This is a genomic window from Roseitalea porphyridii (genome assembly GCF_004331955.1).
Classification (GTDB): Bacteria; Pseudomonadota; Alphaproteobacteria; order Rhizobiales; family Rhizobiaceae; genus Roseitalea; species Roseitalea porphyridii.
The window spans coordinates 698,087-710,053 of the sequence record NZ_CP036532.1; the positions used below are offsets into that span (position 1 = coordinate 698,087).

Consider the following 11,967-nt stretch of genomic DNA (forward strand, 5'->3'; position numbering starts at 1 on the left):
GACGTCAGCAGTTCGAGCAGGGGATGTGGTCGACGAGCCGGGGATGGAACCAGTAGGTTTCTTCCATGTCGATGCCGACAGCCGATCCGTCGGCGTTGCGCCCCGTCACCCAGGTGATGAGCGGCAGATACCGGATCTCGACCTGCACCATCACCACGAACGTCTCGTCGATCCGCAGCCGGTCGGGAACCCAGGTTTCGTCGCCGGCCGGCCAGCCGCCGTCAAACGAGCCGTCCTTGTTCATCCGGCGCGACCAGACGATCTGGCCGCCAAGCGCGTGGTCGTCATCGACATCGATGCCGACGATGGTGATGCGCGGCGTGTCCGCCTGATAGGGAAACAGGATTGATTCGCCGACCTTCATGATCGCTTCGAGCCGGTCCTTGTCGACCGCGCTCTGCTGCGTGACGAGGTCGGCCGTGGTCGATGCGACCCGCGCGACGCGCTTGTTCAGCGAGACACCGGACGAGATCTCCATCGTGCCCAGATAGAGCATCAGCAGCAGCGGAACGATCAGCGCGAACTCGACCGCGGCGACGCCCCGCCGGTCCGCCCGGTAGCGGCGCCACAGTCCGAACACCCCGCCGTGGCGCGGCCGGTTCGCGGAGTTGCCTGTCCGTCCGACTGTGGGGGTGGTGACCATCAGAAGGGCTCGTTCTGCCAGGTGGTGGTGGTGTAGAGCAGCACGCGGCCATCATCGAGGCCGGCGATGCGGGACTTCATCAGGTCCGTGTAGACCGGCCATTCGTAGATGATCCGCAGATTGTTGATCGATCCGGCGCCTCCGGGCGCGTACTTGAAGCCGCTGGTGTCGATCTCGCCGGGGCCGGAGAACGGAATGGAGGTCGGCACGTCATCGAAGCTGGCATAGCTCTGCAGGTCGAAGTGCAGGTCCGGACAGCCCGCGGCGACGAACACGTCGATGTCGTCGCAGATCATCTGCCGGAAGGCGGCCTGGTCCGTTACCGCCGGAACGATCTGGCCGGTCCGGATCTGGCGGGCGAGCCGATCCATCGAATTGGCCATCACCTGTTCGGCCGTGAACGAAACGGTCGTTTCCAGAACCGCGAAGATCAGCAGGAAGAAGGGCAGCGCAAGGATGGCGAACTCGATCGCGGTCGCCCCGCGCCGGTCGCGCAGAAGGCCCCATCGCCGTCTGCGGCAAGCCCGTTTCCTTGTGCCGTGGGACACGCCTGAACTCCTGTCCGGAACTGAACCCGGTCAGAATAGGACACAGAAATTGACAATCGGTTTGCGCGATCGGTCGAACTTGCAACGCACCGGCGGCGCCGGCCGCGGCCGCGGTCAGAGGGCGATCAGGCCGTCCGGAGCGGGACCTCAGAACAGGTCGGCGTCGGCGTTCTCCTCGAACATCGCATTGACGCGGGCGCGTTCGCGGGTCGATTCGATCTCGGCGGGGGTCTGATAGGCCGATTCGCAGTACGGATCGCACGACAGCGTCTCGATGATCGAACGCCGGTAGATGCGCACGGTGGCGAGCTGGTCGCGGCTGACCGAGATCTGTTCGTCGAAGATCGGCGCGCCGCCCTGGTCGAGGACGACGATGTTGGTCCGCCCGAAGGCCTGACCGGTGAGCACGATCGTGTTGGCATCGTGCACGGTGGCGTCGGCGACGGCGGGATTGCCGATGATCACCGTTGCCGCCGGCCGCGACATCTTCAGAATGCGGGCCTGGTTGAGGATGACCTCGATGCCGCCCTGCGCGGGCGGCTCTGCGTGTGCAGGCGCGGCGGTGAACGCAACGGCCATGAGCGGCAGGGCTGCAAGGAAGGCGGCGCGAAGGGCCATCGGCGGACTCCAGCGGTTCGGTGGTTACCGAACATTCAGCGAGATTGGTTGAGGAACGGTTAAGCGCGCTTGGCGGTACGGGATCGGCGCGCTGCGGGCACAACCGGCGATTAACCATCGCGCGTGGAAAGGGCCGTTAACGATCGGGCAACCACGCCCGTTAAGGGCCCCGCAATCGGCGCGGCGTATGGTGAGCCTACTGACCGCGACAGGACGACAGGCGGCAGGACTGCTGTTCGCCAACGAATAAGGAGCTCACCAATGTTTGCACGTTTTCTGAAAGACGAGTCGGGCGCAACCGCCATCGAGTATGGCCTGATCGCTGCGCTCATCGCCGTCGCCATCATCGCCGGCGCCACCACGCTGGGCGAAACGCTGAACACCCAGTTCCAGGAAATCTCTGACGAGATCTCCGGCTAAGGCGCCGTTCGCAACTAATCCGATCACGGCCCGCCCGGCAACGGACGGGCCGTTTTCCTTGGCGCGATCGCGCGGCCTCGCCGCCAAGGGTGCTGGTGCCCGCTCAGGAAGTCTTAACAGGGCCGGGTTAGGCTCGGTTTCAAAGCATCGCAGCGAGATACGGACCAGATCATGCTCTCAGCCATCATCTTCGTCGTCTTTCCGTTCGCCATGATCTACGCGGCCGTCTCGGACATGTTCACGATGACGATCGCCAACCGGGTGTCGCTGCTGCTGATCGTCACCTTCTGCGCCATCGCCCCGTTCATCGGTCTGACTTGGATGCAGTTCGCCATGCATCTGGCCGCCTTCGCTCTCGTGCTGACGGTGACCTTCGGCCTGTTCGCGCTCGGCGTGATGGGCGGAGGCGACGCCAAGCTGATGGCATCGACGGCGCTGTGGTTCGGACTGGGGGCGGGGCTGATGAACTACCTGCTTCTGGCGACGATGGCCGGGGGCGCGCTGACGCTCGCGCTGCTCATCTTCCGCAAATCGCCGCTCGCCACCGTCGCAGGCGAGGTGCGCGTCCTGCGCCGGATCATCGACGAAAAGGACATACCGTATGGCATCGCGTTGGCGATCGGCGGGCTTGGCGCATTCCAGCACTCCCCCGCCATGATCTGGGCGCTCAGCCAGGCCTGAAGCGGCCGCGTCCGGCTTTACCGGCGGTTAAGCATACCGCTCCAGCCATCGTTAACCATAAGTACACCATTGCTCGCCGAATATGGGCCCTGTGGCGGAACAATCCGCCGGCAGATCGGGTGTGCCCATGTCGATGCGTATCGTAATCCTGGCTATAGCAATCGTGGCGGCTGGCGCCGCCGGCTACCTCGCCATGAACATGATGGGGTCCAGCGGCCCGACCCAGCAGGTCACCGTCGCTCCGCCCCCGCCCTCCATCCAACTCGACGAGGTGCTGGTGGCGACAGAGACGCTGACCACCGGTGCCCGCGTCGAGAACCGCATGCGCTGGCAGAAATGGCCGACCGACGCGCTGTCGCCCGATTTCATCACCCGCGAAAGCCGCCCTGACGCGATGGTCGAACTGTCCGAGTCGGTGGTCCGCGCGACGATCGCCCAGGGCGAGCCGATCCGTCCGATCAAGCTTCTGGGCGCCGACCAGAGCTTCATGTCCTCCATCCTGCCCGCCGGCAAGCGCGCCGTTGCGACCGAGATCGCAGCCGATACCTCGGCGGGCGGCTTCATCCTGCCCGATGACTATGTCGACGTGATCATGGTCTCGCGCGGCCAGGACGGCGGCTTCGAGACCGAGACCATCCTCAACAACATCCGCGTTCTGGCGATCGACCAGACGATCCGCGAGGACGAGGAGGGCCGGCTTGTCCAGGTCGGCCAGACCGCCACGCTCGAACTGACCCCGCGTCAGGCCGAGATCATCACCGTCGCCCGCCAGATGGCCGACCGGCTGACGCTGTCGCTGCGTTCGGTCAAGGACGTCAATCCCGATGACGCCTCCGACGCCGCCGAGCATCTGGTCGGCGCCGGCCCGGACGGCACGATCACCATCATCAAGGGCGGGCAGAGGAGCACGGCGGCGCAATGACCAAAGCAACCGTCAAGGCCGGCCAGTTCCCGATGGGCGGCACAATCCAGACACGAACCCACGGGCATACCACCATGGTCGCCAAAACGTTCAAGACCCTGCTGGCGGCGGCCGCCGCCTTCGTCCTTCTCACGGCCGCTCCGTCCGGATCGCATCTGGCCGGCGTTTCCGACGCGCAGGCCCAGAGCATCGTCAAGGTCGGTCGCAAGGGCGCGGGCACCGAACGGATCGTCCTGGGCCTCGACAAGTCGCTCGTCATCGACCTGCCGGCCGACGCCCATGACATCCTGGTCGCCAACCCGGAGGTCGCCGACGCCGTCAGCCGCACCTCGCGCCGCATCTACCTGTTCGGCAAGTCCGTCGGCGAAACGAACATCTTCGTGTTCGACCGCAGCGGCAACCAGCTCGTCAGCCTCGACCTTCAGGTCGAGCGCGACGTCGCCGGCCTCGACCGCTACCTGGCCCGCTTCATCGAAGGGTCCGAGATCATCAACGACAACATCGTGCTGACCGGCTCGGTCCTGACGCCGCAGGACGCCGCCAAGGCCGCCAAGCTGGCCGAGATCTTCGTCAAGGGCGGCGACGCGACCACCCAGGAGACCGGCTTCTTCTTCGGCCGGATCGGCGACAGCCAGATCGTCAACCTTCTCGAGATCACCGGTGGCGATCAGGTCATGCTCAAGGTGACGGTCGCCGAGATCCAGCGCTCGGTGATGAAGCAGCTCGGCACCAGCCTGAACGTCAGCGGCAACGCCAATGGCGGCGACATCACCTTCGGCGTTGTCAACGAGGGCAGCTTCGGCGCCCTTGGCAAGCGCATCAACAGCGGCAATGGCCTGTCGCTCGGCGCCAACCTCGGCAGCGTGAACCTCTCCGCCCAGTTCCGCGCCATGGAAGAGGCGGGCGTCATGAAGACGCTGGCCGAGCCGACGCTGACCGCCGTCTCCGGCGAAAAGGCGATCTTCCGCGCCGGCGGCGAATACAACATCGTCAACGGTTCCTCGGTCGACGACAACGGCCAGATCGTCGTCAACTACCGCGAAATCGAATACGGCGTCGGGCTGGAGTTCACGCCGGTCGTGCTGTCGCCGGGCCGGATCAGCCTGAAGGTGCGCACCTCGGTTTCCGAGCCAACGGCCGAAGGCGCGGTGCCCGGATTTGTCGGCAACGTCTCCGTGCTGTCGCTGCGCAAGCGCCTTGCCGACACCACCGTCGAACTGCCGTCGGGCGGCTCGATGATGATCGCCGGGCTGTTGCGCGACGACGTGCGCCAGGTGGTCTCGGGCTTCCCGGGCCTGTCCAAGGTGCCGGTTCTGGGCGCGCTGTTCCGCAGCCAGGATTATGTGCGCAACGAGACCGAGCTTGTGATCGTCGTAACGCCCTATCTGGCCCGTCCCGTCGCACCGGCCAAGCTCGCCAGGCCGACTGACAATTTCAATCCGCCCAGCGATGCGCAGGGTGCGCTGCTGAGCCGCGTCAACCGGATCTATGGCGGCCAGAGCGAGCAGCTCCCGCCCGGCCGGTACCACGGTGCAATCGGCTTCATCTACAAGTGACCGGAGTACAGCAAGCCATGTCAGCCTCCAAGTTCAAGACGGTGACCGGCCTTGTGGTCGCGGGCGGCCTGCTGGCCGGCTGCGCGTCCACCGACAAGATCGCTGTCGGTTCGGTTTCCGACGACTATCGGACCAACCATCCCATCATCGTCTCCGAGCAGGAACAGACGCTCGACGTACCGGTCGCCTCGGGCGCGCGCACGCTGAACGGGCCGACCCGCAGCAACGTGACCGCCTTCGCCACCGCCTTCAGCGGATCGGGCACGAACGTGCTGCACATGCTGATGCCGGTCGGCTCGGCGAACGAACATGCCGCAAAGCGCGTTCGCGAGGACATCCTGGTCGCGATCGAGCGCGGTGGCGTCAGCCGCCACGACGTGTCGGTCCAGCACTACGATGCCACGGCCCATGACGCCGTCGCGCCGGTCAGGCTCTCCTATCGCGGCGTGACCGCCACGCTGCCGCATCCGTGCGGCCAGTGGACCGAGAACCTCGTCGACACGACCTCGAACAGGCATCACCGCGACTATGGCTGTTCCACGCAAAACAATCTGGCCGCCCAGGTCGAGAACCCCGGCGACCTTCTGGGACCGCGCGCCATGTCCCCGATCGACGCGACCCAGCGCGGTGCCGTGATCGGCACCTACCAGCAGGGTCCGCAGCCCAAAGCCTCAGAGGTCAACTACTGATCCGGCGGCCGCCGATGCGCTGGCCCCAAAACCGAAGCGGAAGCAAGTGACATGTCCGATACCGCTCTGAAGCACGAGTTCGATGACGGCCCCGCAGCGCCGACCGCCGACGAAGCGGCCGCGCTGCAGGAGGTTCGACCCGTCCCGCGCATTTCCGTGCAGGCGTTCTGCGAGACACAGGCCGTCGCCTCGACCATCGAGCGCATGTCCGAGGACCGGCGGATGGCCAAGGCGCAGACCCGCGTCTACATGGGCGGCATCGCCGCGGCCATCGAGTTCTACCAGACCGCGCCGACCCCCAACCTGATCTTCGTGGAGATCACCTGCGGGCCGGACGAGCTTCTCGCCCGCCTGAACGATCTCGCCGAGGTGTGCGACCCCTCCAGCCGGGTCGTGATCATCGGCCACCACAACGATATCGCCCTTTACCGCGAACTGATCCGCACCGGCATCTCCGAATACATGGTCGCGCCGGTCACCATCGCCGATCTGATGAACACCATCTCGGGCCTGTTCGTCGATCCGGAGGCCGAGCCGCTCGGCCGCTCGATCGCCTTCATCGGCGCCAAGGGTGGTGTGGGTGCCTCGACCATCGCGCACAACGTGTCCTGGGCGATCTCGACCCTGTTCCAGAACGAGGTCATGGTCGTCGACATGGACCTGCCGTTCGGCACGGCCAACATCAATTTCGACCAGGATCCCGCCCAGGGCATCGCCGAGGCGGTCTTCTCGCCCGAGCGTCTCGACGAGGTGTACCTCGACCGGCTGCTCGCCAACTGCGCCGACCATCTGGCGCTGCTTGCCGCGCCCTCGACGCTCGACCGCGCCTACGACTTCGACGCGTCCGCCTTTTCCAACCTGATCGACATCGCCCAGCGCACAGCGCCCGCCGTGATCCTCGATGTCCCGCACGTCTGGTCGGGATGGACCAAGGCCACGCTGACCCAGGCCGACGAGGTCGTCATCGTCGCCGCGCCGGAGCTGGCCAACCTGCGCAACACCAAGAACCTGGTCGACACGCTGCGCTCCCTGCGGCCCAACGACGCGCCGCCGCGTCTGGTGGTCAACCAGGTCGGCGTTCCCAAGCGGCCCGAGATTTCGGTCGGCGATTTCGTCGACCCGCTCGAACTCCAACCCGCCGCCGTCATCCCGTTTGATCCGCAGCTGTTCGGCAATGCCGCCAATTCGGGCCGCATGCTGGCCGAGACGGATGCCGGCAGCCCGGTCGTCGCCACGCTCGGTGAACTGGCCCATCTGGTGACCGGCCGGACCACGGTCGCACCGAAACACAAGCCGGGACTGCAGGGCCTGCTGGCGCGGCTCAAGAAAAGCTAAGGACAGGACATGTTCGGCAAGAGAGGCACATCGGCAACGCCAGGCAATGCCGGGTCCGGCGGCGGCGAGAGCGCACCGGCGCCCGAGCCGGCCCAGTCCGCGCCGCCCGCGCCGACGGTAGAGCCGGCCGCTCCGAAGGCCGAGCCGGCGCCTGCGCCCGCGCCCGCCGCAAGTGCGCCCAAGCCGGCCGCCAAACCTGCTCCGATGCCTGCGCCGCAGCCGGCAGCGCCCACGCGGTCGATGTCGCAGCGCAACGAATCCTACTACGACACCAAGACGCAGGTCTTCTCGGCGCTGATCGAGACGATCGACCTGTCGCAGCTCGCCAAGCTCGACGCCGATTCGGCGCGCGAGGAAATCCGCGACATCGTCAACGACATCATCGCGATCAAGAACTATGCGATGTCGATCGCCGAGCAGGAGGAACTGCTCGAGGACATCTGCAACGACGTGCTCGGCTACGGCCCGCTCGAGCCGCTGCTCGCCCGCGACGACATCGCCGACATCATGATCAACGGCCCCGACAGCGCCTACATCGAAGTCGGCGGCAAGGTGCAGCCGGCCGACATCAAGTTCCGCGACGCCCAGCAGCTTCTGTCGGTGTGCCAGCGCATCGTCAGCCAGGTCGGCCGCCGCGTCGACGAATCGAGCCCGATCTGCGACGCCCGCCTCGCCGACGGGTCCCGCGTCAACGTGATCGCGCCGCCGCTCGCCATCGACGGCACCGCGCTGACCATTCGTAAGTTCAAGAAGGACAAGCTGACCCTCGATCAGCTCGTCAATTTCGGCTCGATCTCGCCGGAGGGCGCGACCCTTCTTCAGATCATCGGACGCGTGCGCTGCAACGTCGTCATCTCCGGTGGTACCGGCTCGGGCAAGACGACCCTGCTGAACTGCCTGACGCGCTACATCGATGCCGACGAGCGCATCATCACCTGCGAGGACTCGGCCGAACTGCAGCTCCAGCAGCCGCACGTTGTCCGGCTTGAGACCCGGCCGCCGAACCTCGAGGGCGAGGGCCAGATCACCATGCGCGATCTGGTCAAGAACTGCCTGCGCATGCGGCCCGAACGGATCATCGTCGGCGAGGTGCGCGGCCCGGAGGTGTTCGACCTGCTGCAGGCGATGAACACCGGTCACGACGGTTCGATGGGCACCATCCACGCCAACTCGCCGCGCGAGTGCCTGTCGCGTATCGAATCGATGATCGCCATGGGCGGCTTCTCGCTGCCGCAACGGACGGTGCGCGAGATCATCGTCGGCTCGGTCGACGTGATCGTCCAGGCCGCCCGCCTGCGCGACGGCTCGCGCCGCATCACCCACATCACCGAGGTGGTCGGCATGGAGGGCGATGTGATCATCACCCAGGACCTGATGGTCTATGACATGCAGGGCGAGGACGCCAACGGCAAGATCATCGGCAAACACCGCTCGACCGGCATCGGCCGGCCCGCAATGTGGGACCGGGCGCGCTACTACAACGAGGAGCAGCGCCTGGCGGCGGCCATGGACTCCATGGAAACGGTGCAGAACTGAGATGGGCGCCATTGACCGAAACGGGGTCCGGCCATGACGTTCCTGGGCATTCCGGTCATCGTCATCGCCATCTTCGCCCTCGCTGCGCTCGGCGTGGGCGGTGTGCTCTATGCGCTGTTCTTCAACCGCCTCGAACAGGAGGAAAAGGCCGGCAAGCGGCTCGCCGCGGTCAAGAGCGCCAGCACCGACGCCGGCAAGCGCAGCGCGGCCGCCGAGCGGCTCAGCGACAGCCAGAAACGGCGCAAGCAGGTCAGTGAATCGCTTGAGGACCTCGAGCAGCGCAACAAGGACCGCGAAAAGCACATCACCAAGCCGCCGCTGAAGATGCAGATCAAGCAGGCGGGGCTCACCCTGGACATGCGCACCTTCTACATGCTGTCGGCTGGCTCGGGCGTGGTGTTCGCACTGCTCGGCTTCATCGCCGGCATCGGCATGCTGGCGGTGCCGGCCCTGTTCTTCGCCGGCGCCTTCGGCGTGCCGCGCTGGGTGGTGTCGTTCCTGCGCAAGCGCCGCATGAAGCAGTTTCTCGACGAGTTCCCGAACGCGATCGACGTGATCGTGCGCGCCATCAAGTCCGGTCTGCCGCTCAATGACGGCATCCGCCTGATCGCCAACGAGGCCAAGGAGCCGGTGCGGACCGAGTTCCGCCGCATCGTCGAGGCCCAGCAGCTGGGCGTGCCGACGCCGGAGGCCTGCCTGCGCATGTACAATCACATGCCGATACCGGAGGCGAACTTCTTCGCCATCGTCATCCAGATCCAGCAGCAGGCCGGCGGCAACCTCTCGGAGGCGCTGGGCAACCTGTCCAAGGTGCTGCGCGCCCGCAAGCAGATGAAGAACAAGGTCGCCGCCATGTCGATGGAGGCCAAGGCGTCCGCGGCGATCATCGGCGCCTTGCCGCCGATCGTCACGTTGCTGGTCTACCTGACCAGTCCCGAATACATCATGCTGCTGTTCACCACCGACACCGGCCTGTTCATCATTGGCGTGTCGCTGGTCTGGATGTCGATCGGCATCTTCGTGATGCGCCAGATGATCAATTTCGATGTGTGAGGTGGACCGATGATTGAAACGATCGTTCAGACGGCCACCTCGCCCGAATTCATCTTCGCCGCCCTGGTGTCCGTTGCCGTCTTCGCCACGTTCCTGACGCTGCTCACCTCGGTGCTGGGCGGCAGCCAGCTCAAGAACCGGATGCGGCTCGTCGCCACCGAACGCGACGAGATCAGGGCCCGCGAGCGCGCCCGCATCGCCAGCGAGAAACAGAGCGGACGCGCGTCGCTGCGTGTCGACGAGAGCAGATATTCCGGCATCAAGGGCATCGTCGACCGGCTCGACCTGCGCAAGGCGCTTGCGGACGACGACACGGTCAAGAAACTGCGCATGGCCGGCTTCCGCGGCCAGCAGCCGCTGAACCTGTTCCTGTTCGCCCGGTTCGCGCTGCCGTTCGGCTTCTTCCTGGTCGCCGTGTTCTACGTCTTCGGGCTCGGCAACTTCACCGACCACTCGACCATGATGCGCTGGTTCATGTGCATCGGCGCCGCCTATGCGGGCTTTTATGCGCCCAACCTCTACATCCGCAACCTGGCCAGCAAGCGCGGCGATTCCATCCGCAGGGCCTGGCCGGACGCGCTCGACCTGATGCTGATCTGCGTGGAATCGGGCATGTCGGTGGAAGCGGCGTTCCGGCGCGTTTCGGTGGAGATCGGCACGCAGTCGATCCCGCTCGCCGAGGAGCTCGTGCTGGTCGGCGCCGAACTGTCCTATCTCAGCGAACGGCGCCAGGCCTACGAGAACCTCGCCGCGCGCACCGGGCTCGATTCGGTGCAGGCGGTTTCTCAGGCGCTGATCCAGGCCGAGCGCTACGGCACGCCCGTGGGCGCCGCGCTGCGCGTGCTCGCCAACGAAAGCCGCGAGCAGCGCATGACCGAGGCCGAAAAGAAGGCCGCCGCGCTGCCGCCCAAGCTCACCGTGCCGATGATCGTGTTCTTCCTGCCTGTCCTGTTCGGCGTGATCCTGGGCCCCGCCGGCATCCAGATCTCGCAACAGGGCGGCATCTTCGGCGGCTGACACCGCCGCCGGCCATCATCCCAACGAGAAAAGGCCCGGCCTTGGCACCGGGCCTTTCATCGTGTGGAACGGTGCAGGATCGGCGCGGTCAGTTGGTCGCGCGCCGATCCTCTTCCTTGATCAGGTTCCAGGCGGCCTGCTGGGCCAGCATCTGTCGCAGATAGGCGATGTTGGTTTCGGCCTGCTGCGGCGACAGTTCGCGCCGGGCGATGTCTTCTGCTTCCTCGAAGCGGCCCTGAAGGCCGACGACCAGAGCCAGGTTCTGACGCACGCGGCTGTCCGCGCCGGGCTGCTGCACGGCCTGGCGCAGATAGCTCTCGGCGGTCGAAAGGTCGCCCTGCAGCATGTGGCTCATCGCCAGGTTGGACAGGATCGACGGCTCGTTCGGCGCCAACTGGAGCGCCTTCTCGTAGCGCAGGCGCGCCTCCTCGGGGCGGCCCGTCTGGTCGTAGATCGCGCCCTCCGCCGACAGCAGTTCCCAGTCCGGCTGGGTCGGATCCTGGGCGCGCTGGATCGCATCGAGGGCGGCGGGGAACTGTCCGGCGCCGGCCAGCGCCTTGCCGTAGGCGGCGAGCACCTGCTTGTCGCGCGAATGGGTGATGGCCGCCTTGCGCATCACCGCAAGGGCCTGATCGTTGTTGCCGTTCATCCGCAGGATCGAGGCGTAGCGGATGGCCACCGCCTTGTCGTCGGGATTGCGTTCATAGCGCTGCCGGTAGCTTGCGAGCGCCCCCTGCAGTTCGCCGCCCGACATCTGCGCGATCGGCTTTGACGAGGAGGGGTTGACCGACCCCGTGGTCAGGCTGTTGTTGGCGCAGCCGGCCAGGAGCGCGGTTGCGACCAGCGCCGCCGCCATCGCGGCGGGCCGGCGCTGCCGAAGGGGGTGGGACAGGATGACCATAGCGACACTCCATGAATGGGGCGCCCGCGCGGATCGCGAAAATACCCC

Annotated in this window: 13 protein-coding genes; 9 read left to right on the forward strand and 4 right to left on the reverse strand. The window is 66.2% G+C overall.

All coding sequences use genetic code 11. From position 1 onward, the window contains the following. Positions 1-4: 4 nt before the first annotated feature. The 3 genes from E0E05_RS03255 to E0E05_RS03265 all read right to left on the reverse strand — a co-directional run bounded on the left by E0E05_RS03255 (position 5) and on the right by E0E05_RS03265 (position 1,809). Positions 5-643: a TadE/TadG family type IV pilus assembly protein gene (locus E0E05_RS03255; RefSeq protein ID WP_131615418.1), complete on the reverse strand. Its 639-nt coding sequence runs from the start codon at positions 641-643 to the stop codon at positions 5-7. Further along, complete coding sequence (locus tag E0E05_RS03260; protein WP_131615419.1) at positions 643-1,191, reverse strand: TadE/TadG family type IV pilus assembly protein; 549 nt, start codon at positions 1,189-1,191, stop codon at positions 643-645. Before E0E05_RS03260 ends, E0E05_RS03255 begins: the two co-directional genes overlap by 1 nt. 147 nt (positions 1,192-1,338) lie before the next feature. Further along, positions 1,339-1,809: a pilus assembly protein N-terminal domain-containing protein gene (locus tag E0E05_RS03265; RefSeq protein WP_131615420.1), complete on the reverse strand. Its 471-nt coding sequence runs from the start codon at positions 1,807-1,809 to the stop codon at positions 1,339-1,341. Positions 1,810-2,070: 261 nt separating this feature from the next. On the opposite strand from E0E05_RS03265, the gene E0E05_RS03270 reads away from it, so the two are divergent. From E0E05_RS03270 to E0E05_RS03310, 9 genes are all read left to right on the forward strand, one after another. Beyond that, entirely contained in the window at positions 2,071-2,229 is a 159-nt protein-coding gene (locus E0E05_RS03270; protein ID WP_131615421.1) for a Flp family type IVb pilin, read from the forward strand. Positions 2,230-2,400: 171 nt separating this feature from the next. Further along, positions 2,401-2,910: an A24 family peptidase gene (locus E0E05_RS03275; RefSeq protein ID WP_131615422.1), complete on the forward strand. Its 510-nt coding sequence runs from the start codon at positions 2,401-2,403 to the stop codon at positions 2,908-2,910. Positions 2,911-3,037: 127 nt separating this feature from the next. Next, a complete protein-coding gene (gene cpaB / locus E0E05_RS03280) occupies positions 3,038-3,832 on the forward strand; it encodes a Flp pilus assembly protein CpaB (protein WP_131615423.1) in 795 nt (264 codons plus the stop codon). A gap of 74 nt (positions 3,833-3,906) precedes the next feature. Beyond that, entirely contained in the window at positions 3,907-5,388 is a 1,482-nt protein-coding gene (locus tag E0E05_RS03285) for a type II and III secretion system protein family protein (RefSeq protein WP_131617872.1), read from the forward strand. A 17-nt stretch (positions 5,389-5,405) separates the two neighbouring features. Next, positions 5,406-6,077, forward strand: a complete 672-nt coding sequence (locus tag E0E05_RS03290) for a CpaD family pilus assembly protein (RefSeq protein WP_131615424.1) — start codon at positions 5,406-5,408, stop codon at positions 6,075-6,077. A 51-nt stretch (positions 6,078-6,128) separates the two neighbouring features. Continuing rightward, entirely contained in the window at positions 6,129-7,412 is a 1,284-nt protein-coding gene (locus tag E0E05_RS03295) for a CpaE/TadZ family protein (RefSeq protein ID WP_131615425.1), read from the forward strand. 9 nt (positions 7,413-7,421) lie between these two features. Further along, the gene (locus E0E05_RS03300) at positions 7,422-8,948 is read left to right on the forward strand and encodes a TadA family conjugal transfer-associated ATPase (protein ID WP_131615426.1); all 1,527 of its coding nucleotides are present in this window, start codon (positions 7,422-7,424) and stop codon (positions 8,946-8,948) included. 33 nt (positions 8,949-8,981) lie between these two features. Next, positions 8,982-10,001, forward strand: coding sequence for a type II secretion system F family protein (locus E0E05_RS03305; protein WP_131615427.1), 1,020 nt, complete (start codon positions 8,982-8,984; stop codon positions 9,999-10,001). 9 nt (positions 10,002-10,010) lie between these two features. Next, on the forward strand, positions 10,011-11,018 hold the full coding sequence (locus tag E0E05_RS03310) for a type II secretion system F family protein (RefSeq protein ID WP_131615428.1): 1,008 nt from the start codon (positions 10,011-10,013) through the stop codon (positions 11,016-11,018). Between the two features lie 88 nt (positions 11,019-11,106). On the opposite strand, the gene E0E05_RS03315 is transcribed toward E0E05_RS03310, so the two are convergent. After that, positions 11,107-11,919, reverse strand: coding sequence for a tetratricopeptide repeat protein (locus tag E0E05_RS03315; protein WP_131615429.1), 813 nt, complete (start codon positions 11,917-11,919; stop codon positions 11,107-11,109). Positions 11,920-11,967: the final 48 nt, after the last annotated feature.

Coding starts and splice junctions, on each gene's coding strand:
- E0E05_RS03315 (WP_131615429.1), bottom strand. CDS start 11,919: ATGGTCATCCTGTCCCACCCCCTTCGGCAGCGCCGGCCCGCCGCGATG.
- E0E05_RS03265 (WP_131615420.1), bottom strand. CDS start 1,809: ATGGCCCTTCGCGCCGCCTTCCTTGCAGCCCTGCCGCTCATGGCCGTT.
- E0E05_RS03295 (WP_131615425.1), top strand. CDS start 6,129: ATGTCCGATACCGCTCTGAAGCACGAGTTCGATGACGGCCCCGCAGCG.
- E0E05_RS03290 (WP_131615424.1), top strand. CDS start 5,406: ATGTCAGCCTCCAAGTTCAAGACGGTGACCGGCCTTGTGGTCGCGGGC.
- E0E05_RS03305 (WP_131615427.1), top strand. CDS start 8,982: ATGACGTTCCTGGGCATTCCGGTCATCGTCATCGCCATCTTCGCCCTC.
- cpaB (WP_131615423.1), top strand. CDS start 3,038: ATGTCGATGCGTATCGTAATCCTGGCTATAGCAATCGTGGCGGCTGGC.
- E0E05_RS03310 (WP_131615428.1), top strand. CDS start 10,011: ATGATTGAAACGATCGTTCAGACGGCCACCTCGCCCGAATTCATCTTC.
- E0E05_RS03300 (WP_131615426.1), top strand. CDS start 7,422: ATGTTCGGCAAGAGAGGCACATCGGCAACGCCAGGCAATGCCGGGTCC.
- E0E05_RS03270 (WP_131615421.1), top strand. CDS start 2,071: ATGTTTGCACGTTTTCTGAAAGACGAGTCGGGCGCAACCGCCATCGAG.
- E0E05_RS03285 (WP_131617872.1), top strand. CDS start 3,907: ATGGTCGCCAAAACGTTCAAGACCCTGCTGGCGGCGGCCGCCGCCTTC.
- E0E05_RS03275 (WP_131615422.1), top strand. CDS start 2,401: ATGCTCTCAGCCATCATCTTCGTCGTCTTTCCGTTCGCCATGATCTAC.
- E0E05_RS03255 (WP_131615418.1), bottom strand. CDS start 643: ATGGTCACCACCCCCACAGTCGGACGGACAGGCAACTCCGCGAACCGG.